At 58.2% G+C, this 26009-nt stretch carries 21 protein-coding genes and 1 pseudogene; 14 read left to right on the top strand and 8 right to left on the bottom strand.

Going from position 1 to position 26009, the window contains the following annotated elements; translation table 11 throughout:
- From GZ093_RS01115 to GZ093_RS01070, 10 genes and pseudogenes are all read left to right on the top strand, one after another.
- Positions 1 to 975: pseudogene (locus GZ093_RS01115) on the top strand (hypothetical protein); the annotation flags it as partial.
- Positions 976 to 1041: 66 nt separating this feature from the next.
- Complete coding sequence (locus tag GZ093_RS01110) at positions 1042 to 2256, top strand: hypothetical protein (protein ID WP_296480874.1); 1215 nt, start codon at positions 1042 to 1044, stop codon at positions 2254 to 2256.
- Between the two features lie 3 nt (positions 2257 to 2259).
- A complete protein-coding gene (locus GZ093_RS01105) occupies positions 2260 to 3333 on the top strand; it encodes a hypothetical protein (protein WP_296480871.1) in 1074 nt (357 codons plus the stop codon).
- Positions 3330 to 3725: a hypothetical protein gene (locus tag GZ093_RS01100; protein WP_296480868.1), complete on the top strand. Its 396-nt coding sequence runs from the start codon at positions 3330 to 3332 to the stop codon at positions 3723 to 3725. The genes GZ093_RS01105 and GZ093_RS01100 overlap by 4 nt, the downstream gene beginning before the upstream one ends.
- Before the next feature lie 14 nt (positions 3726 to 3739).
- A complete protein-coding gene (locus tag GZ093_RS01095) occupies positions 3740 to 5629 on the top strand; it encodes a hypothetical protein (RefSeq protein ID WP_296480867.1) in 1890 nt (629 codons plus the stop codon).
- A complete protein-coding gene (locus tag GZ093_RS01090; RefSeq protein WP_296480864.1) occupies positions 5622 to 5852 on the top strand; it encodes a hypothetical protein in 231 nt (76 codons plus the stop codon). The genes GZ093_RS01095 and GZ093_RS01090 overlap by 8 nt, the downstream gene beginning before the upstream one ends.
- A 99-nt stretch (positions 5853 to 5951) precedes the next feature.
- Positions 5952 to 6251 carry a DUF6127 family protein gene (locus GZ093_RS01085; RefSeq protein WP_296480861.1) on the top strand — a complete coding sequence of 100 codons (300 nt, stop codon included), beginning with the start codon at positions 5952 to 5954 and terminating at the stop codon, positions 6249 to 6251.
- Positions 6248 to 6724 carry a hypothetical protein gene (locus tag GZ093_RS01080; RefSeq protein WP_296480858.1) on the top strand — a complete coding sequence of 159 codons (477 nt, stop codon included), beginning with the start codon at positions 6248 to 6250 and terminating at the stop codon, positions 6722 to 6724. Before GZ093_RS01085 ends, GZ093_RS01080 begins: the two co-directional genes overlap by 4 nt.
- Positions 6721 to 7191, top strand: coding sequence for a lysozyme (locus GZ093_RS01075; RefSeq protein ID WP_296480855.1), 471 nt, complete (start codon positions 6721 to 6723; stop codon positions 7189 to 7191). The genes GZ093_RS01080 and GZ093_RS01075 overlap by 4 nt, the downstream gene beginning before the upstream one ends.
- Positions 7192 to 7270: 79 nt before the next feature.
- Positions 7271 to 7561: a hypothetical protein gene (locus GZ093_RS01070; RefSeq protein WP_296480851.1), complete on the top strand. Its 291-nt coding sequence runs from the start codon at positions 7271 to 7273 to the stop codon at positions 7559 to 7561.
- A 6-nt stretch (positions 7562 to 7567) separates the two neighbouring features.
- Here GZ093_RS01070 and GZ093_RS01065 read toward each other — a convergent pair whose 3' ends face one another.
- Genes GZ093_RS01065 through GZ093_RS01030 form a run of 8 tightly spaced genes read right to left on the bottom strand, consistent with a single transcriptional unit; the run spans position 7568 to position 19318 of the window.
- Complete coding sequence (locus GZ093_RS01065) at positions 7568 to 8509, bottom strand: COG2958 family protein (RefSeq protein ID WP_296480849.1); 942 nt, start codon at positions 8507 to 8509, stop codon at positions 7568 to 7570.
- Between the two features lie 11 nt (positions 8510 to 8520).
- The gene (locus GZ093_RS01060; RefSeq protein ID WP_296480848.1) at positions 8521 to 9297 is read right to left on the bottom strand and encodes a nucleotidyltransferase; all 777 of its coding nucleotides are present in this window, start codon (positions 9295 to 9297) and stop codon (positions 8521 to 8523) included.
- Between the two features lie 4 nt (positions 9298 to 9301).
- Positions 9302 to 9823 (bottom strand): SLATT domain-containing protein, encoded by a 522-nt coding sequence (locus GZ093_RS01055; RefSeq protein ID WP_296480846.1) that lies wholly within the window; start codon positions 9821 to 9823, stop codon positions 9302 to 9304.
- 25 nt (positions 9824 to 9848) lie between these two features.
- Entirely contained in the window at positions 9849 to 12845 is a 2997-nt protein-coding gene (locus GZ093_RS01050; protein WP_296480843.1) for a type I restriction endonuclease subunit R, read from the bottom strand.
- Entirely contained in the window at positions 12832 to 14211 is a 1380-nt protein-coding gene (locus tag GZ093_RS01045) for a restriction endonuclease subunit S (protein WP_296480840.1), read from the bottom strand. The genes GZ093_RS01050 and GZ093_RS01045 overlap by 14 nt, the downstream gene beginning before the upstream one ends.
- 35 nt (positions 14212 to 14246) lie before the next feature.
- Positions 14247 to 16640: a class I SAM-dependent DNA methyltransferase gene (locus GZ093_RS01040; RefSeq protein ID WP_296480838.1), complete on the bottom strand. Its 2394-nt coding sequence runs from the start codon at positions 16638 to 16640 to the stop codon at positions 14247 to 14249.
- On the bottom strand, positions 16640 to 18400 hold the full coding sequence (locus GZ093_RS01035; RefSeq protein ID WP_296480834.1) for a DUF262 domain-containing HNH endonuclease family protein: 1761 nt from the start codon (positions 18398 to 18400) through the stop codon (positions 16640 to 16642). The genes GZ093_RS01040 and GZ093_RS01035 overlap by 1 nt, the downstream gene beginning before the upstream one ends.
- 18 nt (positions 18401 to 18418) lie before the next feature.
- On the bottom strand, positions 18419 to 19318 hold the full coding sequence (locus GZ093_RS01030; protein WP_296480831.1) for a WYL domain-containing protein: 900 nt from the start codon (positions 19316 to 19318) through the stop codon (positions 18419 to 18421).
- A gap of 220 nt (positions 19319 to 19538) precedes the next feature.
- On the opposite strand from GZ093_RS01030, the gene GZ093_RS01025 reads away from it, so the two are divergent.
- Genes GZ093_RS01025 through GZ093_RS01010 form a run of 4 tightly spaced genes read left to right on the top strand, consistent with a single transcriptional unit; the run spans position 19539 to position 25939 of the window.
- A complete protein-coding gene (locus tag GZ093_RS01025) occupies positions 19539 to 23249 on the top strand; it encodes an ATP-binding protein (RefSeq protein WP_296480828.1) in 3711 nt (1236 codons plus the stop codon).
- A complete protein-coding gene (locus GZ093_RS01020) occupies positions 23236 to 23904 on the top strand; it encodes a hypothetical protein (RefSeq protein ID WP_296480825.1) in 669 nt (222 codons plus the stop codon). Before GZ093_RS01025 ends, GZ093_RS01020 begins: the two co-directional genes overlap by 14 nt.
- Positions 23901 to 25145 (top strand): hypothetical protein, encoded by a 1245-nt coding sequence (locus GZ093_RS01015; protein WP_296480823.1) that lies wholly within the window; start codon positions 23901 to 23903, stop codon positions 25143 to 25145. The genes GZ093_RS01020 and GZ093_RS01015 overlap by 4 nt, the downstream gene beginning before the upstream one ends.
- Positions 25142 to 25939: a hypothetical protein gene (locus tag GZ093_RS01010; RefSeq protein ID WP_296480821.1), complete on the top strand. Its 798-nt coding sequence runs from the start codon at positions 25142 to 25144 to the stop codon at positions 25937 to 25939. The genes GZ093_RS01015 and GZ093_RS01010 overlap by 4 nt, the downstream gene beginning before the upstream one ends.
- The last annotated feature ends 70 nt before the right edge of the window (positions 25940 to 26009 follow it).

The following is a 26009-nucleotide window of genomic DNA, read 5'->3' as shown; positions in this document are numbered from 1 at the left end:
ACGCAAGTTTGGTACTCGGCCGCGAATGTGGGCACCGACGGCAAGGTATTCAAACCCGCACCAGTTTTCGCCAACACCATTCGCTTCAATGCGGTGGGCTTCACCTATCTGCCGCTGGACGCTGACATCCTGGGATTGGACCCTGTCCGGCTGCCCCAGGACGGCAAGGTGTCCATCTTTCGGCCCGGTGGGTTTGCCGTGCTGGGCCACACCGCCAGCGTCACGGCCACCGTGTCAAACGGTCAAGTCGTCAACTGCGCACGCGTGCGCCTCAGTCGTGTGCGTGTCATCGGCGCAGATGGCCAAGTCATCAATACTGGCTACAGCGCCGACCTGGAGGCTGGCAAGGTTACGTTCACATCGGTCAGCGGCTACGTCCAGCCGGTGACCATTGAGCATCGCATCGAGGACATGGTGCAGGTTTCTGACGTTCAGATCAACGGACAGTTGGCGTTCACCCGGCAAGTCACCCACACCTATCCGTTTCCTGGCAGCTTCATCTCCAGTGCCTTGGTCGGGCAAGACTTAAAAGCCCGGGTCTCCGTCCTATTCGATCAGGCCACCTGGGATGCCGTCACCTACGCCGATACGGTGGTGGGCTCAGTCGCCCCGGGCACTTACAACGACATTCTGGCTCCCTTGGCCGTGACCAACAAAGGGGCCGTCACAGAAAAGTGGGCGCTGCGTTTCACCAACACCACAACTTTTGATGTCATCGGTGAGCACGTCGGCACCATTTCTAGCGCCACGATTGCGACCGACACATCGCCACTTAACCCGGCCACGGGTAGCCCGTATTTCACGATCAGAGGCATTGGCTGGGGCAGCGGTTGGGCGGTGGGCAATGTGCTGCGCTTTAACACCGTGGGCGCGCTGTTTCCAGTGTGGATTGTTCGCACGATTCAGCAGGGCCCCGAGAGCGTGATCAATGACAAATTCACCATCCTCGTCCGTGGCGACGTGGACCGTCCGTAATAAGGAAAGATCATGGCAACACTTCCAGTTAAATATTTCACATCAGGCATGCAGGGCGCGCCGCAATTGACCAACACCATCGGTGCCATGACAGCGCTGCTCGATGCCTGTTTGATTGATGGCTTCAACCTCAAGCCGATTGACACCTTGACGTTTGCAGACGGTGTGGCCACCGCCCGCATTAATGCGGGGCACCTTTACCAGGTCGACCAAGTCGTCGTTATTGCCGGAGCCAACCAGTCTGAGTACAACGGCGAGGTCAGGGTGTTGACCACAACCGCCAACAACTTCACGTTTGCGGTGTCCGGTATGCCCGTCACCCCGGCCACCGGCACGATCAGCGCCAAAGTGGCCCCACTGAACTTTGATAAACCGTTCAGCGCCACCAACAAAAGGGTCTATCGCAGCAAGAGCATTCTGAGCAACCGAGCCTACCTGCGCGTGGACGACGCGCTGGATCCGGCTTGGACGGGCACCTACGCCAAGAAGGCCAAGGTGCTAATGGCAGAAGGCATGTCAGATGTCGACACCGTCGTGGGCGCGCAGGCCCCATTTGATCCCGCTCGGCCGCTGCAAAATACGGCCGGATCGGGCTCAGGCGGCAACGCATACGACGGTTGGTACAAGTGGTACTACGCAAGGCGCACTGATGGCAACGCGGACAACGTGCCGCCTGAGGAGTTCAACCGGGACTGGGTGCTGGTCGGGGACGACCGTGGTTTTTACTTATTTAACGAGGTTGGGGCGTCCTACCGGTCGCGCAGTGGTTACTGCTTCACCGACTTCGAGAGCTTTCGCCAAGGGGACGCGTACAACACACTGCTGATGGCCACAGATGCCTACACGCCAGCCAGCACGTATCCGGGAGGCTACTACCCCGATGCAAACAACTACTGCAACAGGTCGTTGAACCACACCGGAAAAGTGCTGATGCGCGACCATCTGCAGGTGGGCGGGAACGCGCGTGCAGGCTTTCTCGGGCTGAATACGAACAATGCAGAACAGATCAGCGGCTACCGCACTGGCGTGCCATGGCCGAACGGTCCGGACTATGGCCTGATTCTGCATCCTACTTACCTGCGGCAAGAGTCCGGTGGTCACTTGCGCGGCAAGATGCCCGGCATCTTTTGGGTCCACAACGAACAGCCACTTGTTGACTTGGCTGTTGTCAGTAATGTCACTGGTTATGCGGGTCGGAAGTTCCTGATGGTCAACAGTGCTGTTGACTACTTTGGCAACGTGGCCCGCTTCGCTTTCGACATCACCGGCCCTTGGCGGTAAGTCATGGCATTGGTTTTAGATGAAACCTTTGCCAACGGCATACCTGCCAGCTTTGCCACCTTGCGGCAGCAGAGCGGCACGCTAACGGCCACCTACAACAGCACGTTGCAAGCGGTTGATCTGAGCAACAGCGCGGCAGCGCAATCCATCTGGGATGTCACCTCGCAGCAACTCAGAGTGGCCGGGGAGATGGAGCTTGACCTGGAACTAGTGGCCGATCTGAGTGGGGGTAGCAACCTTCGACATGCAGGGGCGTGGGCTGTAGCTGGCCAGGCTAGTCAGAGCAATGGTTTTCGCTTCTCCCACCTGCGCACTGATTGGCAACTGAACCAGTGGGCGGGTGCCACAACCTGGTCAGGGGACTTGGCAGGCAACTCATCCCCCCAATACTTGAGCGACCCATTCACCATGGTGGGGGATAGACGCGTACTTAATTTACGGTGGGACATGGGCAGTAAGGCCAATGCCTCCAACGTAGCGATAGAGGCCAGGGTTGATGGCGTCCTGCGCTTGGTTTGTGCATCCACATTTCCTTCGCTGCGCCCTGGCATTTTCATCTACCAGTCAACCGCACGCATTCACAGCATCAAGGTGTGGGACGCACCACAAGAGTCTCTCGCTGATCTGAGCTTTCGCGCGTTTGAGTCGACCCAAGGTCGGCGAGTTTTGATGTCCCCAGAAGCAGCCGCAACTGGTGGGCCATCATCTCGCTTGCTCACGGAAGATATTGGACGACGGGATGCTACCGTCCTGCGAGCTCGCGCAAGCGGCGGACCAGTCGTTTACAACCTGGGGCTTCCTCTGGCCCGCCGCAACCAGTATCAAGGAGGCGACGGGAGAGTTATGGGCACCGTGAAAATCAAAGGTGCACCTGACACCCCTGCACAGCGACGGGTTTGCTTGATTGACGAGACAACCCGCCTGCTGGTGTGCGAGGTATTCAGCGACCCAATTACTGGTGCTTATGCGTTCTTGGGCGTCAGCAGGGACCACAAATACACCGTGGCCAGCTATGACCACGCGAACAACTATCGGGCTGTTCTGGCCGACAACATCACAGCGGAGTATGTCGCATGACTTTGTCGGTGTCATTTGACCTTAAAAACGCCCGACTGAGTGCCGTAGTGGCGTTTCTGGATACCGGTGCGGGAGTGGCCCGGGTGCGCATCTATCCCGGCGCGCGGCCACTGGTGACTGCCGCTGCAGCCAGCGGGTTTCTGGCAGAACTTCCTTTGAGCAAGCCAAGTGGCTCCGTGCTTGATGGGATCCTGACCTTGGCCCCGGGCGAGCCGGTACTGAACGCCAACAGTGGCGTGGCGGTGTGGGCCCGCGTTGTGAATGGCAATGGAGAAACCGCCTTTGACTGTGACGTGTCTGATTTGACTGGCACTGGCGAGATCAAGATTCAAAACACGGTTCTCTTTGAAGGGGGCGAAACCCGAATGGTTAGCGGCATCCTGGGGGGCTGATTCGAAAGTGCATCATGGCTGGCGTTGATCTGTTCTTTGAGCGCACCCCTGCTGCCGGTCCACCCTGGGCGCTACTGTTTGGTGACCTGTCCGGTCCAGCACCATCCCGGACATTGGAGTTTGCGGCCAGTTTTACTGAACTGAGCTTTGTCGCCCGGGCGCGGTCCATCATTCCTTGCACTGCATCGGCCATCTTTCCCGCGATGACCTTTGCCTCCAGTGCGCTGTACCAGTCAAAAACCCAGCGACCAACAGTAGCGCGTGTCATTGCTACGTGGGAAAAAGCTTCGATTGGCGAGTTCGGCGTTGACGGACCACACCGGATGGCGGTCCGTTCACCGCTGGGCACGCAGGACAAGTGGACTGCAGGGGACAGGCTTCTATTGAAGACATCGGCTGCGCAATTCTCTGCGGTCAAGATCGATAACCGCACTGCGTCCTGGTTTGACGGTGCATTGAGCCGACACCCTGAATCGAACTCGCTGGCGTTTCAGAGCGCCGACCACGCGGTGCGCCCGAATCTGCAGTCCGACTATCAGGTTGCAGTCAGGCTGGGTGCCGCGCGCGTACGTGATTTTGTGAGTACGGGTGTCGGTCACCAAACCATGCTGGTCGTACGCTGGGAGCAACCATTTACCCGCCGATTGGGAACGGTCAACAGTGCGGGCCGTGCTTTGACGCGCGATCGTGGCTGGCAGGTGGCGTTCCAAGAGGGGATGCGCCCCAGGGCAGGGCGCTCTGCTGCAAACGTGCTGTCAATACCACCGGCGCCAGCCCCGTGCTACCTGCCCGATACCAGACTTTTATTTGATGCCGCCTGGTCAAGTTCCACAGGGCTCATTTTTATTTGCGAACGACACCCAGAGTCTGTGCCAACCGGCCAGACCGTGGTGGTGCCCATACGGAGGATTTACATGATCATCAATAACGCCAGCCTGCGCCGAGTGGATGGCAATATTCTGCTGCCCACCTTCAGCATGACTCTCGGACTGGATGCCGACTCGTGGGCCTGGAGCTTTAGCGCCACGCTTCCCGGTCGCGCATTGCTGGACCTGGAGAGCGCATCCAACGGCGCGCCAGTCGAGGTCGAGGCCCTTATCAATGGGGTTGCCTACCGCGCTTTGGTCGAGAGTATTGAGCGCAGTCGGGAGTTTGGGAGCAACGATTTACGGATTGCAGGCAGGGGAAAGACGGCATTGCTGGACGCACCCTATGCGCCGACGCTCAATTTGACCAACACCCAGGCACGCACTGCCCAACAGATCATGGGCGACGTGCTCACGGTCAACGGGGTGCCTTTGGGCTGGGACGTGCAGTGGGGACTGGTGGATTGGCTGATTCCTGCCGGTGTGTTCAGCCACCAGGGCTCTTACATCGGCGCGATCAACAAAATAGCGGCGGCTGCCGGTGGCTATGTGCAACCCCATCCATCCACCCAGACGATCAAGGTCTTGCCGCGCTATCCCAAAGCACCGTGGGACTGGCACACGATGACGCCAGACTTTCAACTGCCTGCCGACGCCACATCGCGCGAATCCCTGCGCTGGCTGGAAAAGCCAGCCTACAACCGGGTGTTCGTGTCGGGTCAGGATGTTGGCGTGCTTGGGCAGGTGACCCGTGCAGGCACAGCAGGTAATGTACTGGCCCCGATGGTGGTGGATGCCTTGATTACAGACGCGGTTGCGGCGCGCCAGCGTGGCATTGCGGTGCTGAGTGACACCGGACGCCAAATTGAGGTCAGTCTGCGTCTGCCAGTGCTGCCGGAAACCGGAATTATTGAGCCCGGTGCCATCGTGGATTACTTGGATGGCAGCCTCACTCGCCGAGGCCTGGTGCGCAGTACCAGTGTGCAGGCGGGGTTACCTGAGATTTGGCAGACATTGGGAGTGCAGACCTATGCGTAACCTGTACAGCGAGTTTCGCGCATTGATCCCCGAAGCACCCTTGCAGGTGGGGACTGTGATGCAAGTGACCGGCGGTGTCGTCACCTTGCAACTGCCTGGCGGCGGCTTGCTCAAGGCACGCGCAAATGTGGGCAGCGCCGCAGTCGGCCAGAAGGTGTTTGTGCGCGACGCAGTGATTGAAGCCATTGCCCCGAATCTGACGCTGGAACTGATCGAAATTTGATGCGCCAATCTCGCCCCTGAACTAACCCACTGATTTAACCCCGTACCCGTCCCGAGGCTGACCGCCTTTGGGCGGGTTTTTTACTTCTGGAGATTACCCATGACTGATCCTGAAAAAACCGCCCTGATTGAGAACATGCTGCTCTTTCGAAAAGAGGACTTCGATGACCTGCTGGATCGCGCTGCAGAGCGCGGCGCTGAGCGTGTGCTGGCCCACCTTGGGCTGGAGAATGGCCACGCCGCGCGGGATATTCGCGAACTGCGCGGTCTTATCGAAGCCTGGCGTGATGCCCGTCGCACCGCCTGGCAGACAGCCGTCAAGGTTGTCACCACCGGCATCTTGGCTGCACTGCTGGTGGGCGCGGCCATCAAGCTCAAGTTGGTGGGAGGTGGTCCATGATTGAAACTTTACTCGGTGGCCTCCTGGGTGGTGCGTTTCGGCTGGCCCCTGAAATACTGAAATGGCTTGATCGCAAAGGCGAGCGTGGACACGAACTTTCCATGCAAGACAAGGCCATCGAATTCGAGAAGATTCGAGGGGCTCAGCGCATGTCTGAGATTGGGGCCAGTGCTGATGCGGCCTGGAATTCCGGGGCGATTGATGCGTTCAAGGATGCCATCGCAGCGCAGGGCAGGCCAACGGGTGTGCCATGGGCGGATGCGCTGTCCTCTAGCGTGCGGCCCGTCATCACATATTGGCTGATGGGACTGTACTGCGCGGGAAAGACCGTCGCGTTTGTTGCTGCGCTCAACGCCGGAGCCGGATGGGGCGCTGCAGTGCTGGCTGCTTGGAGCGAGGCTGATCAGGCGCTCTGGGCTGGGGTACTGAATTTCTGGTTTCTCGGCCGAGTGTTTGATCGGGTTAAGTCGTGACTGTGCAGCTTCCGCAGGTCGCTGCCGAACTGGCCAAGCGCTTCGAAGGGTTTGAACGCAAGGTGAAGCGCGGGACGCAGGTTTCCGCCGTTCCATATGTTTGCCCGGCTGGATTCTGGACGATTGGCTACGGCCATCTTTGCAAACCAGACCATCAGCCAATCACAGAGAAGGAGGCCGAAGCCTATCTGGCACAAGACCTCGTGAAGGCATTGAACGCCACACTGCGTTACTGCCCGATGCTGGCCACCGAGCCAGAGGGGCGACTCGCGGCCATCGTGGACTTCACGTTCAACCTTGGCGCGGGGCGGTTGCAGACCTCGACGTTGAGGCGGCGGATAAATCAACGGGACTGGCTGAGCGCTGCGCAGGAATTGCGCAGATGGGTCTATGGCGGCGGAAAAGTGCTGCCGGGACTTGTCACACGGCGCGAGGCTGAGGCAGTTTGGCTGCTTCGCAACGCCTGATCCCGAACCACGCGGAAGAGCTTGGCTTTACCGCCGAACAGCGCGTTCATGTCATCCACGCCAACACGGAGCACAACCAATGAGCAATCAATTCAAAAAAGCAGTCATCGACGACTTATCGTCCCGCAGCATCGACGGAGCCTTGCAGGCGGGCCTGCTGGATTTTTTTGAGTACGCCATGAAAACGGTCGCGACGTCGCTTATTCGCGAGGCCAAGTTCGATACGTCCGATTTCGCTACCGCCAAAGAGCGAGGCTGCGAGGGCTTTGCCTTACTCGTGAGTCGGGCTCGAGCCGACTCACGCAACGAATGGTTTGGCGCGTTTCAGCGAGGCGAGCAGCGCCTCGATGTGATCGGCCACCTCGAGTAGCCTTCCTCAGTCCGTCGTCTCGGGTATATCCCAATCGGACAGCCTGGCTTCGCCGGTTTGATAGAACTGCTTCACCAGCTTCACGTACTCCAGAAAATCCTGGTTCTCGGTTGCCAGCCGGTTGGCCATGTCCCAATCAATCTCGTCCCGTTCACGAGCTGGAATCAAGACCTGGCTTTCTGCCGGGTTGTCGGCATCCAGTTTTATCAGGCCGATGCCATGGGCGGCGAACAGCATTCGCAGCTCCTTGAGCGTGTCCTGGCCCTCGATCTCCGCAGCAACCAGATAGCCAAAATTGGCCCATGACGAGTTTGAAACTGCCTGGAAAAAGCATTCACGTACGTTCGACCGGTTGATCAGCAACTTGGCCTCGAACGACCACAGCTTGGTGCGCTTGTCGGAATACTGATTCACGCAGTCCCGCACCTCCTGGTGCCACTCAGCGCCCAAATCCTCCATCCCGACCACGTCCGGGTACAGCCAGCGGTTGCCGTTCGGCCCTCGCTTGTTCGATGAGCGCTTCTCGTCAATGCGCTTCGAATAGACCCCGAACTCTTCCCACAGATACAGCGAGAGCAGCGGGTACATCGCGTGTTCCCCGAGCTTGGCATCGCTACTGTCTGCCATAGGAGCGGCAACCACGCCCTCAGCCGCCGCAACTTCGGCGACGTCAGATTTCTCCGAGTAGTAATACTTGCGTGGCCGACCCTCGGTGGTCTTCAACTCTGGGTGACGTTTCTGCAAGCGCGGGCGCTGCGAGCTGATTTCCGCGACAAGCTGCTGCACCAGCTCAGCGTCCGTGCTCACGTACTGGCTGCTCTGCTTCTTCGCTTGGCATTCATCAGGGAACGTGACGAAGATCCATTCGGCAATCTGCCGCGCAGTCAGCTTCTCATCAGGCCGTTCCTTCAAGTAACCAAGTACGGCCTTCGCCAGATTTAATGCCATAGAAATTCCCCTCAGAGCCTGAACAACTTCTTGATCTCGTTCTCAGCCGTTACCGGCATCTCATCCTTCTCGTACTGCCTGACATTGGCCACGATATTCTTTGCACGCGTGATCTCGTTATTCACCCGCTGTGAGTACGACGTGCTGGTATCGAGGGTTTCGATGACCGCAAGGAAGTAGTCCTTCTGATTTGCCAGGAACCAAAAGCTCAGGCCGCAGACCCATTTCTCCATCTCGTAGGATTGAAACGGGAATCCAGCGGTTGCATTCCAGTACTTGAACAGACGTACGGTGGGCTTGATCAGCGATTTGTGCTCCTTGTTTTTTGCATCAAGGGTCGCGTTGAAATCGTTCGGGTTCGTGGTCATCCAGCCACCCGCCCCGTTGGGAATCTGAAGCTCTCCAAGCCACGTTTTCGTCGCGGGCACCAAGTCGAACTTGATGTGGTTCAGTTCGAGAACGATGGTCGGGTTGGACTGGTAGATCTCCGATGAGCCATACCGCTTTTCGACGAAGGATTTCAATCGATTCAGGTAGGTCTGAGGGGTGGCGCTACCGTCGCTGAAGACCACCATGTAGTCAATGTCGGACTGCTCATCCATCGAGCGAGGCAGAATCGTGCCCCGCGTCGACGATCCAAATCGGAAATGCTGCGCGATTGCACTGCTGTCGAAGTGCAGCGCCATCCTGGATTGAAGCGTTGTGATCGAGGTCGTAATGGATGATTGCTCGGTTGCAGAAAGCACAGCACTGCTGGCCGTGTTCGTCAGAAAACTCAATACAGACATCCTGTCATTCCTCCTTGTCCACTTTGTGGGTGGCTTCGCCTTCTTCGATTCCTTTTCGCGCAGCAACAAATGCTCGACGCGGAATACTTGGGCTCTTCAAGTTCAACTCATTGCGCGCTGCCGAAAGCGCCTTCAGCCGTTCCGGAAGCTCGTCTAGTCGATCTGACTGAAGCAGTTCGATCTCCCGGAAAAACCGTGCCTCGTTCCGAAGGGCAAGGAACTGGCCAGCGGCAGCCCGGTGCAATGCCGCGCGCTCATTGGGCTTGAGAAAAGTCATCAACCCAGTGAGCAACGATGCCAGAAGGGTGAACGCTGTGGCCCATTCAGGTTGGCTCTTGATCAGCGTCGCGCCTGCGACGGCTCCGAGCACTGTTGCCGGAACACCCAACCAGTAGTTGCGTCGCACCCATGTGTCTTCGGCGTTGAAATGTCCCTTGCTCGAATAGAGGGTGTCTTCTTCCAGTCGCTCCGCCTCTCTGCGAAGTGCTGAAGTCTTGCCCTGGTCGGCTGTGGCTATTCCTGTCATTGCGTCCTCTCCCATTTGCCCCTCCTCACGCCGACGCGCCCGTCTGTGGCGGGGTCTTTGGCGGTATTGCACCCGGGTGGTAGGTCGAGTCGAAGACCATATCGGTCAGCCAGCGTTTGAAACTGGGGTTATCGCTGAACTGTTTGAACAGCTCGGTGTGGTCGGAGATTAGCTCAAGCACTACGCGATTCAGCGCCTTGTCGTGCTCCAGCTTGGCGTTCTGCTTGTCGGAGTTGGCCTGCGCGTTTTGGTAGGCCTTGTCCTGAGCCACGCGCGCCGGAATCTCCTCGGTGATGACCTTGCGAATCTTGTCGCCGTCCTTCCATTCGATGTTGCCGAACATGTCATTGAAGGCTCTGATGATGTTCGACAACTTGTCGATTTCCGGCGTACCGCCACCACCGCCGCCGCCGGGCGGGGGCGGTTCGATGAAGGCGTCGGCATCGTCCATCGACATCTTCAGTGACGCCTGCGCTTCTACCCGATAGCTGTCCATGTCGATGGCTTCCAGCACGCCCTTGGAGAGGTCTTCCTCCTTCGGGGCCGGTAGCTTCGGGATCAGGAAGTTCAGGAAGATCGACAGCTTTTCCCAAGCCGGGTGGCCGTAGGTCAGGATCGCAGCAAGAAAGCCGTAGCTGCGCACGAAAGCCTTGGCCTTGCCCTTGAACTCGACTTGACCCTCTTCGTCCAGGTTGTCGATGTACTCGGCCACACAGGTATCGAGAATGGGGTCGAGCTTGTCGCGGTCTGCGCCGGTGACATAGAGCGCAACCAAATCTTCAACCTGCTGCCAGCTGTACACCTGCTTGGCATCGAGGTCGTTCTTCAAGTCGTGCAACTTGTTGGGGTCTGTTTCGCCGACCTGCACCGTCGCGCGGTAATAGTCCTGAAATGCGGCTTTCACGGCCTCGGCGTTGTCCGCGAAATCGAGCACGAAGGTGTCGCGCTTTTGCGGGTGAGCTCGGTTCAGTCGAGACAGCGTTTGCACCGCCATCACGCCACCCAGTGGTTTGTCCACGTACATCGTGTGCAGCAGCGGCTCGTCGAAGCCGGTGACGAACTTGTTGGCGACGATCAGGAAGCGATACGGGTCTTGCTTGAGCTTGGACGGAATGTCCTTGCTCGGGAACTCGTTGAGATCGGCTTCGGTCTTCCTCACCCCGCCAATTTCAAAGTCGCCCGAGTACGCCACGATGGCCTTGAACGGGCTCTTGATCGAGGCGAGGTAGTCCGACACCTCGCGGTAGTAGTCGACGGCCCGTGCGATGCCGTTGCAAACGATCATCGCTCGCGCCTTGCCACCGATCTTTTGCTTGCCCGCCACCTGCGCCACGAAGTGGTCGACCATGATCTCGGCCTTCTTGCGGATGGCCTTATCGTGGGATTCGACGTAGTGCCGAATCTTTTTCAGCGCCTTCACCTTGTCGAAGTCGGGATCGTCCTCCACCGTCTTGGCGACGTGATAGAAGCTGTCCACCGACGTGTAGTTCGCAATCACGTCGAGGATGAAACCCTCCTGAATCGCCTGCTTGGTGGTGTAGGTCAGTTCCTCCGGCGAGCGGTAACGCGCCTCACCGCCCTCGATGAACCGCTCTCCGAACAACTCCAGCGTCCGGTTTTTCGGCGTGGCCGTGAACGCGAAGTAGCTGGCGTTCGACAGCATCTTGCGCGACTCGATCAGCTTGTTGACGGCGTCCTCAACCGAGTCTTCGTCGTCCTCATCGTCACCAGGAGCGCCCGACAAGGCCATGTGCATCTTGGCCGTCGTCTTGCCACCCTGGCTGGAATGCGCCTCGTCGATCAGTAGCGCGAACTTCTTGCCACCGAGGTCGCCCAGCTCATCCAGGATGAAAGGAAACTTCTGCACCGTCGTCACGATGATTTTCTTGCCCTTGCGCAGGAAGGTGCGCAACTCGGCGGCATCCTCGGAATGCCCAAAGATCGATGCCACGTGGTCGTAGCTCTTGATGGTGCGGGCAATCTGGGTATCCAGTGCGCGCCGGTCGGTGATGACGATGACCGAGTCGAATTGAGCCAACATCGCGTCGGCGGCGGTTTTGAGTTCGACCAACTGATGAGCCAGCCACGCGATGGTGTTGCTCTTGCCGCTGCCTGCCGAATGCTGGATGAGATAGCGCTTGCCAACCCCTTCCTCGCGGGAACGGCGCAGCAAGGCACGGACGGTACGCAGTTGGTGAAAACGCGGGAACACCTGCTTGCGCCGCTTTTTGCCCTTTTCGTCTTCCTCTTCCACCACCTGCGTGAAGTTCTCGATGATGTTGGCCAGCGAGTCCTTGACCAGCACCTGCTTCCACAGATAGTCGGTCTTTAAGCCATGCGGGTTTGGCGGATTGCCTGCGCCGCTGTTCCATCCCTGGTTGAATGGCAGAAACCACGACGTCTTACCGGTGAGATGCGGAGAGAACCGCACCTCGGCATCGTCCACCGCCATGTGCGCCACGCAGCGCCCCAGCTGGAACAGCAGCTCGCCCGGGTTGCGGTCGGTCTGGTACTGGGTGATGGCGTCGGCGACGGTCTGTTTGGTCAACGAGTTCTTCAACTCGAAGGTCATCACCGGCAGGCCATTGATGAAGATGGCCACGTCCAGCGAACGCTGAGCCTCGTCATTGCTGTAGCGCAGCTGCCGGGTGACGCTGAAGATGTTCTTGCCGAAGTTCTCGGCAGCGCTGACGTTGCCCGGTGTCGGTAGCAGCTTGTACAAATCAATGTGAACCGGGCCGTGGCCCACGCCCTTGCGCAGCACATCGACCACACCCCGCTTGGCGATCTCGCCCTGGATGCGGTGCAAGAACTGAGTGCGCTTGATGCCCTCGCTTGCCAGTTCCAGTGTCTCGACCGCCTTGGGCTGGGTGGCCTGCAGAAACGCCAGCAACTGCACTACGTCCACCGCCACGTCGCGGTTGTAGTCGCTGGGGTTGCCCTGCACATAGCCGCCGCTGGTGCAGAGATCTCGCACGATCAAGGCCTCCAGGCCTTTTTCGCTGGTGTCAGTCGTCGCCATCATCTTCCTCCCCATCGGTATCCAGTTCGTCGTCGCCGCCGAGCACTACCAAGTCTTCCTCGGCCACCACGTCATCTGGGCCGGGCACCCAGCCACGCACATCCACTTGGCCGGTGACGACATCGGCGATTTGCCGTTCGCGGTATTCGCGGATCAGCTTGATTTCGTCTTCCGCCCGCAGGATGGCTTCTTCGAGTGGCTTGCACTCATCGGCAATCCACTTGCAGATGACCTTCTGTTCTTCGATCGGCGGTAGCGGGATGACAGCGTTCTTGACATCGTGCTTGCCGAGGGCGAATCGCGTGACGCCGGTTGCCAGCACGTGAAATTGCTCGGCGATGCGCGCAGACCCGATGGCGCGAAATAGGAACTCACCCTCGATTCGACCGGGCTCTGGTCTCAGCAATCCAAGGTGGTAGGCGCAGACCACACCAGTAAGCCCGACCGGCACCCATGCGGGCACCGCAATGTCGTCCGGCGTTTCGGAATCCTTAGTGATGATGACGTCGCCTGCTTTGAGCGTGAGCCGGGCGATTTCTCCCGCCGTCGCAGTGGCTTGCATCAAATCCATGTCGCCGGTGATCTTGTCGTTCTTGTAGACGTCTGTGTAGTTGCACAGGCGAACTGGCATTTCGTGATCATGCGAATGCTTGTCCACACCACTGAAGCGCACATCCGTGACGTGCTTCACCAGGGCAATGTCCCAGTGCAGGGGTACATCCCCCAACCACTCGATTCCAGAAGGCTTCAACCCGACAGAAGAATCGATGCCTCGCGTGACCACTTGATCAATGATGCGCAGCTTCTGCTCGGTGAGCAGGCCGATGAGATCGCGCTTGGCCTTGATCAACCGGGCGATGTGGACGTCCTGCGCCCGCAGGTACGCGACGATCTGGTCTTGCTCGGTGTGAGGCGGTTGAATCAGCGCGATGTCGAGAAACTGGTTCGGGTACAGGCGCAGTCGCGAGGATCGGATGCCGGTTGAGCGACCGATGTATTCAGCAACGTAGGCACGCGTGCGCAGCAGGTAGTCTAGATACGCTGGGTTGAAGCTATCGGCATGATGCGGCCGATACACGCCATAGGCCGGACTGACGATGCCCACGTGCCTGCTCGCACCAAGCGCTGCCATCCACGCCCAAAGCGTGTTGATCACGATGTCTCCTGGACGGCACAGCTTGGAGCCAACATAGCTCGCAGACTTGAACATCGTCACGTTCTTCTGGCTGCGCGGCGTAACCCCGGTCAGGTGCGATACCGACAGTAGCTCTTCCTCGCCGGTGCGCGAGCGCTCATCCACCTCACGAAAGAAGACCTTGGCGCGCTGCTCGTCCCAGTGCTCGGGCACCGGCGGAAGCCATTGCATCTTGGATGTCCGGTATGACTGGTATGTACCGCCCATCACGCCGCCCCCACGATCTTGTGCAGCAAGCCTTCTGTCTGCTCCTCCAGCTTGAGGATGTCAGCGCGAATCTGATCGAGCGTCCGCAGCGGGGTCGGCTTGTAGAAATAGCGGGCGAATGAAATTTCGTAGCCGATCTTGGTCGCGTCCATCGCGATCCAGGCATCTGGCGCGTGCATCAGAACCTCGCGGACAAAGAAGGCCTCGATGCCGCCTGGCTCCTTGAGTGGTACTTGCTCGGTGTCGCGCAGGTCGCTGTCTGCCTCGTACTCGACCATGAAGCGATCTTTGCCCACGGTTTCCAGGTAGGCACCGTCGTGGCCGGGCTCGAAATGCTCACCCGCTTTTAGCTTGCTGCGCTTGGCGATAACGGGCGGTGCCGTTTCGTCGCGCCAGCTCACCGATTTGTAAATGGCCTTTTTCTCGGGCGCGCCGAGTTTCTTGCCGTGCGCCTTCATCGTGGCGTCAAAGCGCGTGCGGAACTCGTTGTGGTCGTCGAAAACGCCATCGCCAAGTTCCTGCTGCGCCAGCTTGGCCAGTTCCACCAGGGTCTTGTCGCGCAACCACGTCGCGGGGTCGAGTAGCTTCTTGCGCCGTTTTTCCGGCACGGCCTTCTTGGTGGTCTTCGCGTCTTCGTCGTCCGACTCGTCGTCGGCGTCCTCGTCGCCATCGTCACCCTTCAGCCACGCTTCGATTTCGGGCTTGACCTTCGCGAATTCCGTGTACAGCTTGTCGCTGTACTTGGTGTAAATCTCGGTGCGCAGGGCCTCGTCGCCGGCGGCAAAGCGCAGGCTTTCAATGGCGTTGCGTTTGAGCTGACTTTTGAGGCGTAGCGGGCGTTCGACCGTGATCTTCCAATAGCCGAAGTCGGCGTTGTCGAACCACTTGCTTTCAGGCGTTGCCTTCGCGGATTCAGCATCGGCGGGCGGCTGGTCTAGGTAATTCTGGAGGATGCGTTCAATGTCCGCATCCGCCAGTTCGCAGTTTTTCTTGCCGAGGTTGCGCCGCATCGGCAGGAACCACTGCGAGGCGTCGATCAGCTGCACCTTGCCGCGTCGGTGTTCGGCCTTGCGGTTGGCTAACACCCAGATGTAGGTGGCGATGCCGGTGTTGTAAAAGATGTTGAGCGGCAGGGCGATGATGGCCTCGAGCCAGTCGTTCTCCAGCACCCAGCGACGCACATTGCTTTCACCCTGGCCCGCGTCGCCCGTGAACAGCGCGGAGCCGTTATGCACCAGCGCGATGCGGCTGCCCAGCGGTGTGTTGTGCTTCATCTTCTGCAGCTTGTTCACCAGGAACATCAGCTGCCCGTCGCTGGAACGGGTGATGAGCTTGAATTCGGCATCGCCGCCGTGATTGACGATGAAGCGCGGGTCGCTGAATTCCTTCTTGCCGCCCATCCGGTCAAGGTCGGTCTTCCAACTCTTGCCGTATGGCGGATTGGAGATCATGAAGTCGAACTCGCGCGACCGGAATTGGTCGGCTGACAACGTGGACTTATCCGCGCCACCAACGATGTTCTCTGCCTCGTCACCTTCGCCCTTGAGCAACAGATCGGCCTTGCAGATGGCGTAGGTCTCGGGGTTGATCTCCTGCCCAAACAGGTGAATCGAGACTTCCTTGTCGTGGCTGGCGGCCAGTTCGTGCAGCGCCTCTTCAGCCACAGTCAGCATGCCGCCCGTGCCGCAACTGCCGTCGTACAGCAGGTAGGTGCCTGACTGGATTTGGTCGGCCACTGGCATGAACAGCAACTTGGCCATCAGTTTGACCACGTCACGCGGGGTGAAGTGCTCGCCAGCTTCTTCGTTGTTCTCTTCGTTGAAGCGGCGGATCAATTCCTCGAACACCGTGCCCATGCCGTGGTTGTCCAGCGCGGGCAGCTTGATCCGCCCGTCCGCATCCTTGACTGGAAGCGGCGCGAGGTTGACCTCCGGGTCAAGGAAGTCGTTGATCAAGTGACCGAGGATGTCGGCCTCGACCATCGTTTGGATCTGGTCTCGAAATTTGAATTTTGCCAAGATGTCCTGAACGTTCGGCGAGAAGCCGTCCAGGTAATCAATGAAGTTGTCGCGAAGGCGCTGCCCTTGTCCACTGGCAGTGAGAGTGGCGAGGGTGAATTCCGACGTGTTGTAGAACGCCTGCCCGGCAGCCATCCGCAGCGCGCCGTCCTGCTCGGCTACCTTATGGGTGTCAAGGAACTTCTTACGTTCCAGTACGGCCTGCTTAGTCGACTCCAGCACGGCATCGAGCCGCCGCAGCACGGTGAACGGAAGGATGACGTCACGGTACTTGCCGCGCACGTAGACGTCGCGCAGGCGGTCGTCAGCAATATTCCAGATAAAGTCGGCGACCCACTTCAGGTTGCTTTGATCTTGTTGTTTTACGGGTTTCATTAAGCCTGCCCTTGCGTAGCTGTTGTTGTGTCAGGCGCTTTGCTGACTGATTCGGTCGGCGGCACCTCAATTTCCCAGTGCTTTTTAAGAACGTCGACGAGACGTTTCTGCCGGTCATCCAGCATCGTCGGTGTCCACGTGGCTTCCGACCGGGCTTCCTGCGTCAGGATGAAGGGCGAGGCCGTGCCTTTGCCCTTGAAGTACACGTTCTTCTTAGTGGCGAAGTCGTAGTTGCTGGCGGCCGGGTTCTTGCGAACGTGCAGCGGCACCAGATTGGCCAGCCTGTGCGTCCACGTGTCGCGCTCGTCCTCGTCTGGGAACCACTTGATCCAATCAGAGCCTGCCGGTGGCGTCTGTGGCAGTACGTGTTCCAGCGACAGGTGGTCAAACGCCTGCTTCTTGCTGCCGTCGCTGACCAAGGCTTCGAGGCGCAGCAGCAGCGCCATTCGCGCCTTTGGCAATCGGCGGTAGATGTCGCCATCGAGCGCAGCCAGAAACTCACGCTTTTGCTTGTCGGTGAGAGCGAGCGTTGTCAACGCGGTGAGATCGCCGTCGAAAGCCTCCGGTTGGATCTCCTTGGTGAGAGCGGCGTAGTTCTCGATGCGCTCGTTGATCCCTACCTTGGTGACCAGCATGAAATAGGTCAACCGTTCGAGTGCCTTGAAAAACTCAGCCAGCAATTTGGGCTGCTGACGGAAGCGCTTGAAATAGACCAGAGCCGGGGGTACCCAATCTTTGAAGTCGACACGGTTCAACCACGACAGGTAGTCGTTGACGGTCTCGGCCAGCTCGGTGGCTTCGAAGTCGGCACTGCGCACAAAGTCCCAGACCTCGGCATAGGGCTTGATGACCTTGTCGACCAAGTCAATCGGCGTCTTGTACTCGGTCACGTGATCCTGAAATTCCTTGACCAGCGTGGCCCGCTGCTTTTGCTTGGCGTAGATCGTGCGAATGTGGACGAATAAGTCGCCGAAGGCATCCCGGCCGAGCGTGCTCTCGATGCGGCTCCACTCTTTGGCATAGACGCGGCTCTTGGCGTCACCTGCAATGGTGCGGATAGAACCCAGCACAGCGGCTTTGATGATGTCGATGGGTGCGAGGTCGAGGCCTCGGTTGTTCAGCACCGAGAAAATGCGGTACGCCACCTCGAGGTCGGGCGTGGAAATCACAACTAGCGAGCAGTCGTTAGCCAGAAACTTCCACAGGGCGTCGCGCTCAGCACTGGACAAGGCAGTCGTCTTTTCCAGTAGCAGGGTGGCGTTCTCGCGGAAGCGCAGTCGGCTGTCTTCCAGCTTGTCCGTGCTGGCGACCAAGCGAGCAATGCCACTGGGCTCCTGGATGAAAGTGCGGAAGAAATCAGCGTCTTCCTCGCGGGCAATCAGCCGGTACTCGTTCGTTTCGCCCAGACTGACCTTGCCCTTTTTGTAGAGGAAGTCCGTGATGTCGTCGGCTGCATCAGGCATCACTGCGCGCAGCACAGCGAACAGCATCGTCAGCGTACTCAGGCGCTGCTGGCCATCGACCACCGATGACTTCGGCTCCCTGTCGTTCTTGATGAGAACGATGCTGCCCAAGAAATACTGGCTGGTTGTGCCGGAGGTGCGCGCATCCTGCATCGCCGAAGCAAGGTCATTGAACAGCTCCTCAGCTTGCTCCGTCGTCCAGGCGTAGGGGCGCTGGTAGTCCGGAATTTCGAACTGGTAGCTGCCCTCGAAGATCTCCCGGATCAGCTTGTCGTTCGCTTCAAGTGTCTTGGCCATCGTGTTCTGTCTTTCCCATCATTTCTTTGTTTGCGCCACCGGCGATCGATACCCCGGTGCCAGCTTTGCGTTCTCCACCCCATACAAGGCGAGCGGGTCGCTGAGCCAGAGGCGGTATTGCTCTTCTTTCAAGCTGTGGTCTGGAGACGCATCGACGCTCCAACGCAGCAGCATGTAGCCAGCTACCGCCGCGCGAACGCGCATCTGTATCGAACTACCCTTCATCCCGTAATCCATCTTGATGATTTCAGGATGACTCAAACGTGGATGGGGCACAAAGTCCAACTCCACGATCCGCGTCCATTGGATGTCGTTGTCCGGGCGCTCGTTCGCATTGGGTTCTTCATCAAGCAACGTCGGCGCTTCAATGCGCGTCAAGACGAAGTCACGGAACTCACCACTCTTGCGATCAAAGGCACGGGCGTGCCAGCGCAGTCCAGTGTCAACCAAAGCGAAAGGCACAATCACACGCTCGGACTCGCCGCTGCTCATTGAGTGGTAACGGATGGCCACTGGACGTTTGGCATGGATGGCGCGGCAGATCGGAGCCAAAATATCCATCCGTGCGCTACTCAAGACGGCGGGTGACTCGCAAGGCAACAGCGACTGTGAGTCGACGTTCACACCATCGCCAAATCCCAAGGCAAGCGCTGACAGCACGCGCGGCGATGCGTGCTCAAACAGCGGCACGAAGGCCTTGCCGATGCGATAAATCTTGCTGCTACCGTCGAACTCGATGTTCTGCGGCGCGACTTCTCGGTACAGCGCCAGATCACGGGTTGCACCGGCAGGGGCCACCCCAAAGCGATTCGCCAAGTCTGGCCGACCAATCTCTCCCATGAAGTAGAGGCGAAAGTCGATATAGGCTAGTCGTTCGCGCTGGGCGTGACTCAAGCTCTCTGCCCGTTGGGGATGCATACGTACCATACCCTAATCTTAAATTGATTGATATGAGTCTCTAAAAGTTTAATTATATAGGTCAAAAATGCGTCTGTTATATCATCAATATGATGATATATTGCGGTCAACCCTGTCATTGGATGTGTCCAAGGTAATGTGATTTTCTTGTTTGACTATGTGTGGGGCACAAAGTGAGTCGTGACAGTTTGAGAGCGAATAGAACTACTGGGGGAGTACCGTGCCATATCAATTGCGGCGCATTGTCGCCATCAACATTAAAAATTCCATCACACGACTGCCTTCAGGTCGTGTTGCGGAGCTTGATCCGCGCGGTGGGGTGCTCGTCATCGGCGAAAACGGCGTGGGAAAGACGACGTTTTTGCGCCTCTTGCCAGTGTTCTACGGTGCAACCACATCCCAAATCCTGCGTGGAAGCGGACGTGACTCATTGATTGCCTACTTGCTGCCGGACCCGAGCAGCTGTGTCGTCTATGAATATGAGCGTGAAACTGAGACTGACCTGCGTTGCGTTGTGATGCACTGTCAAAGCAATGCAGATGCTCCGGAGTTTCGAATCATCCACTCAGGATTTCGGGAAGATTTTTTCTACGACGAAAACAACCAGTTTGTGCTGCGCGATGAATACCCGCGTCGCGTGGAAGAAATGGGATTCGAGGTCACTCGCAAGCTGATGCTTAATCAGTACCGCAGTGTCATACTGAATGAGCGCTTGTCCACCAAGGAAGCCGCTGACCTGCGACGTCTTGCTGCGGTGCACTCGTTGGGACCTAAGCCGCTGACTAACTTGGAGCAGATCGCGGCTGCGATGGCCAATGAAAAGATCAACTTTCGCGATCTTCAGAACATTGTCATTGACCGGGTTTCGGATTCACACGGAGATGCGACGGGCCCTGAACACAGCCGACGGGAGCTTAAGAAAAGTCGAAATGACGTTATCCAGTGGTTGGAGGCCCATGACCACATGGTTGCGGTTTCTACGGCTGCACCAGAAGCGAAAAAGCTCAAAGAAAAAGTCGATCTTGTCAAGGGGTTGCACATGGAGCTCAGTGCTCTGAAGGTAGCAGTGAAAGCCGCGATCAGTCAGATCGAGAGAGAGCAAGGCGAGTTGAAGGAGCGCAAGGAAAAACGCACGGAGGAGGTTTCCACTCAGACGCAGGAAATAGAAGAAGCTATCGCCCTACTGGAAGCCTTGCTGCCTCCGCTGCAGGAAGCTGCGGCAGCAACTCAGTCGAAAGTGGCTACCGCTGCATCCCGCACCGCGTATTTCACCAAAATCAATGTCGAGCTACTTGCTGATCAAGAGGCGGCGGAGGCGAGTCACAAGTCGGCGAAGTCATCCAAAGAGGCAGAATTGGCCCAGCTGAACCAAGCTGGCGGCGATGTTGCGGCGCGTAAGTTCGCGCGCAGCCAGGAAATTGAGATTGCGTACACCAATGAGCTGAACCGTATCAGTACTGCGCGACAAACGGAAGTTGTGCAGCTGACGACTCTACAGAGCGCGTTGGCAGAACAGCAAAGTCAGGAGGAGGACGCGCTACAGGCGCCTGTGCGCCTGACCGATATTCCGAATGAGATCAATGATCTCAATGTCCGGGCGGGATCGCTTCAAGCGGCATTCGAGCACCCGGTTGCCAGTCAAAAGGCGAAGACTGAGCTGGTCAATGCCCGGTCCGAAGTGGGAACGATACGAACCGAACATGGTACGGCTGGAAAAAAGCTTCTTGATGCGCAAGCGGAGGAACGAAGGTGCCAGCTTGAGGCTACGAAAGCCGGAGAGCGGCTCGCCGTTCATGGTCAGCAGATCCAAGCCATCGATGCAGAGATTGCGGATTTAAAGGCCAGGTTGGACCCGCCGACTGGATCCTTGCTAGCATTTTTGCGCAGCGTCGACACCCAGTTGTGGTTGGACACGGCCAAGGTCATCGATCCGGTGTTGCTCGGGCGACAGGATCTTGCACCGTATCTCGCCCTGAATGACCCAGGTACTTCGGCGCAAGCTGGGCACTCGGGCGTGGGCGGTATTGCCTTGCGTGTGTCGCAATTGGAAGTGCCATCCTGGGTGGACATGAAGGAATTGCGCGAGCAGATCGGAAGAGCGCAGGATGTCCTTGTCGAAAAACAACGCGCGCTGGCCGAGACGCAAGATATTGCTCAGAAGGCTGGCAAGGCTCTTGGTGCCGCAGAAACCACCAGGGCGCAAACGGATGCGACCCTGGCCTTGGCTGGGACAGCCTTGGGAAATGCCGAGAGCAACGTTACGCGATTTGAAAATGTTGTGATCCAGGAAGAGCAGGCCTGCAAGTCGCAGGCAGAGAAGCAGCTTGTCATCGTCAAGAAGAGCTTGGAAGCCTTGGCAGAAGAAAAGAGCAGCTTGGAGGGCGAGGCTGTCGGTCGACTGCGAGCCCTGAAAGCGGAGTTCAAATCCCAGGGTGATCGATTGAGCGGGGAGTACAACGCGGCGGTGTTGCGACTGAGCGGTGAGCAGGAGTTGGCAGAAAAGCGCAGAACTGACCAACTAACGGCGCTCGAAGCTGACGTTGCACGTGAACTCGAAGGACTTGGTGTCGATCCGGTCCGGGTGGGGCAACTGGAAGGTGAGATCCAAGCACTGGGTGGTCTCCTTAATTCAATTGCCGCTAATCGGCATGAGGTCGCTTCCTGGCGTAAGTTCCGAGCTGAGATCGAGCCGAACCTGCCAGCTTGGCGGCGTGTGGCGCAACAGGCAAAGGAACTGCTGGACAGTGAAACGAATGCCCATGCGGAGCATGGGCGGGTCCTGACGAGCCTAGAAAATTCCGTCCGACTGGAATTCCAGGCGATAGACAACAAGATATTCACCCGGGACCAAGAGATATCGTCTCTGAAGCTTTTGCGTGACGGACCACTGTCCATATTCGATGCGCATGTGCCGTCAAAGCTGCACGTTGATTGGGACGTGGAAACGCTCAAGCTGAAAGTAGATGCACAGAGGGAGCAACTTCGCATTGAGGCACTGGATCTTCAAGCCAAATCCCGTGCACTGCGCAACCTAATGCTCAGCAAGGCGGGTGGCGTGCAGCAGTGGGTGGAATTGCGTGAGAAGGAGCTGCCTGATGAACAGACACTGTACGAACACGAGTGGTTCTGCGAAAAGGCTCGTGTACTGGTGGGCTGGTTCGAGCCGATGGAGTATGGACCTTACGTGGATCAGCTCAACAAGGAAATGGTCGGATTCATGGACCTGGCCAGCACCTTCGTCGGTGACCTGGACCTGTTTGACCGTCGCATACAGACTTTCAACACTCAGCTGCAGAACGCTTTGTCTGATACGGCCAAATTTGAGCGCTTCCGCGACCTGTCGGTCACTGTAAGGTCTGGGGTGAGCCAGCTTGAGTATCTCAATGTGTTGCGCAAGATGCGAGACGTGTCCTTGAGTCGGCATTCGAGCTGGCGCACGCATTCGGTGCAGGAACGCGAACTGCCGTCCCTTGACGATGTGATGCTAGTGCGCCAGTTCAAGGATATCTTGCCAGTCGACGGTCGGGTGCAAGTGAATCTGAGCGAACATGTGCGGCTTGAGTGTTCGCTGGTGGAAAACGGTCAGACACGTCGCATTAGCAACCAGGAGGAGTTCCAAGCGGTTTCCTCCAATGGAAATACGGCGCTTATCACGGCCATGTTCCTGATGGGCTTCGTCCAGATGATCCGGGGAACCGACTCTGGGGTTCGACTAACTTGGGTGACAGACGAAGTGGGGCGGTTCGACGCGGGGAACCTGGAGTCCTTTATGCGTACTCTCAATGATCACCAGATCGACGTGATCAGCGCTTCACCCAGTGTTGATCCAGCTCTTGCGCGGCAATTCAGTCGGTTGAGTTATTTCGAGAACACCGGGGCCATCGCCACCACCCATATCAACGCAGAGGAGGATTTCTATGTCGAGGATTGAATCCGCTCTCAAACGCCTGGCCGAGGGCTGTTTTGTCTGTGCATATCACTACCCGGATGAATTTGAGATTTTGCAGGAAACGTCGGGAAGAAGTCAGGCTGAGGAATGGCTGGAGCGCATTGGCTATCGGTTGGCGCGACTTGGAGACGATGGAGCATTCTTCATGGCCCATGCGATCGTGACGAACGAGATGCGCGCCAGTCTGCGCGAGGAAATGCGGCTTGTGCGTAGCAAACTGGATCCGATTGTTCATTTTCTTGAGGTGATGCGTGAGACCCAGGGTCGCGATCCACACATCCATCCTGGGGACATGATCTGGGAGTCGGAGATCAGCGAGGCCGTGCGCTCCAACTCTCGGCTGGAGAGGACGTTGAGCGAAATGCGGGAGATCAGCGGTGCTCGGGTCGTCGATTCCTCAATCGATCGGGTTAGGCGTGTGCTTGAGCAGCTAGTGAAGACGGGTTATATCGTCGAGACTAATGTCGCCAGCAAAGGCTACCAGGTCACCGGCAAGGTCCAGTACCTTTACCAGCTACTCAATTTCATCAACGAGAACACACCGCTGCTGTCAGATGATGGGGTGGTGGATTCGATTGACACGCAGCTCCGGCTGGACGCACCAGACGATGCACGTGGTGGGTTAAAAGCCTCATGAGCACACCGATCAAGGATGTCCTGCAGACGCTGAGCCGCCATGCAGACTTGGTGGCGCAGGCCTTGTCCGGCGTGGTTACGGTCGGAGATGACGCATCGCATATGGACATCCTTGCTTTGCGCCAGGTCGGCGCCTTGCGCCCGGTGGATGAGGATGGCTACCGTCTGCATCCCCGGCTGCGTGAGTACCTACAGGATCACCTGCAACTCTTCCCTGCATTTCAAAGCCTGGCCGACATTGGAGCCAAGATTACGCTGTTGAAATCGCTCTGGGATGAGGTCGAGATTCTGCGCGGTGATCGCGAGTCTGTGGTCGGCATGGTCGATGAATTGCAGACAACAGTGCTCGACATTGGCGACACGATGAATCGCAACATGCTGCAGTTGCAGATCCTGATGAGCACACGCTATGGAAACGTGCGCTCGCTGGAGGCCAAAAAGAGCCAAAACCGTTTCTATCAGAAGCAGACCAGTGTTCTCAGCGGCGACGTGCAGCGCCTTGCGCGCGAGGTTGAACGAATCGAGCGAGAAGCTAGCATCCGTGGTCGAGATGACCTGGCCCGCTTCATTCGCCGTCAACTTCTAACGCGCATGATGTTCTGGCAGCATGGGCTGTCGGACATGCAGACCTTCCTGCGTAATGAAATCTACCGGCTGAGGGTGCTGGAGCAGGATTTGAAACTGCTCGCACGCACCGACATGCTGTTGCGCCAACAGCCGGGCTGGCGCGGCTTCGAAGCAGACCTTTCTGGCGAGATTCCGGCCTTCCTGCTAGCCACCCGCCTACCGGCGCTGGTTGCGCACATCGAACCGATGGAGAGCGACCGTGGGATGGCCGACGAGATGGCGGCATTGGCGCGTGATTTGCCCACCAAGGCCGCACTCCCCATACCAGTGGAACCACCCAAGCGCTACACCCGGATCGTCGATCCGCCTGTCACGAAACCGATTACCCCGGCGATGAAGGCCCTTGGCAAGCTGTTGCGAGACGTCAAGACGGCTGACGGTGGTCTGTCCCTGATTGAGTGGCGCAAGGACGACGTGGATGCTCAGACCATGCCGCCCACCATCTGGTTGGTGCTGGCTCTGGCCGCCCTGCGCGCCGGACAGTATGAGGTCGCCCTGGTCCGCAATATGCCACGTGAGGGTGAGCGATTTGCTCACACCTTCCGAGATGCCAAGGCCTTTCCCAAGAAGAAGGGACGGCCAACAACTGCGTCCTCTCAAGGAGTTGCTGTTTGAAAAACATAGAAGTCGAGTTCCTGCGCCGACTCGCGAATGAGCGTCCCGCTGATCGGCGCAGTGACTTGGCGAGCCAGTTCGCGAGAGCCGAGGGACTCGGGCTAGTGCGTGGCGCCCGGGTGGCGTATGGCGATGCGGACTACGAACGCGCGGCCAGCCTGCTCGCCACGCGTGGCTTTGCCCTGCAGTCGCCGGAGCCTGGATTCACCCGCAGCCAAGCTCCGCCTGGCGGTTCCGAGAAGAGTGGCGCGCGGGCAGTCGCCCAGGATCTCGTGGCAGTGGCTCCCATTGGGATGGGGGTGCACGCTCCCAATGATGGTTTTCTGGCCATGCCTTGGCAGAACGCCATGTTGCTGCCTTATCACGTGCTGCTGGTGTGCGAGAACCTTGAGACCTTCTTGCAACTCAGAGAGTACCTGTGGCTATTAGACCTGATCAAGGGTCGGCCAACATTGGGGATGTTCCGGGGTATGGTGCATACTTTCGGCACCGATGGCGCGGCGCGGCTAATCGCACATGATCATCGACCGACGCTGGCCTTCTTCGATTTCGACCCAAGAGGCCTTGCGATGGCCGCCTCCTTACCCCGGCGCGAGGCTGTGTGCCTTCCGCCCTGGGAACTGCTGGAGCCTGCAGTTCACGAGGCGCGGCGTGACCACCTGTTCACAAACTCCTACCATGGTAGCCGGGCTCAACTTGACAAAGTGCAGGATCCGGAGATTGCATTGGCCTGGCAGCGTCTCAAGTTGCTTACCAAGGGGCTGAATCAGGAATCGTTTCCCCGAGGACATTGATTTGTGTCGCCAACAAGTCTGGCAGTGTCTTTTGTCCTTCGACATCGAGAACCGTATTTGCCGTACTAGT

The organism is Rhodoferax sp. (genome assembly GCF_010365055.1).
Taxonomy (GTDB): Bacteria; Pseudomonadota; Gammaproteobacteria; order Burkholderiales; family Burkholderiaceae_C; genus Rhodoferax.
This window is presented reverse-complemented; position numbering and strand designations above follow the sequence as displayed.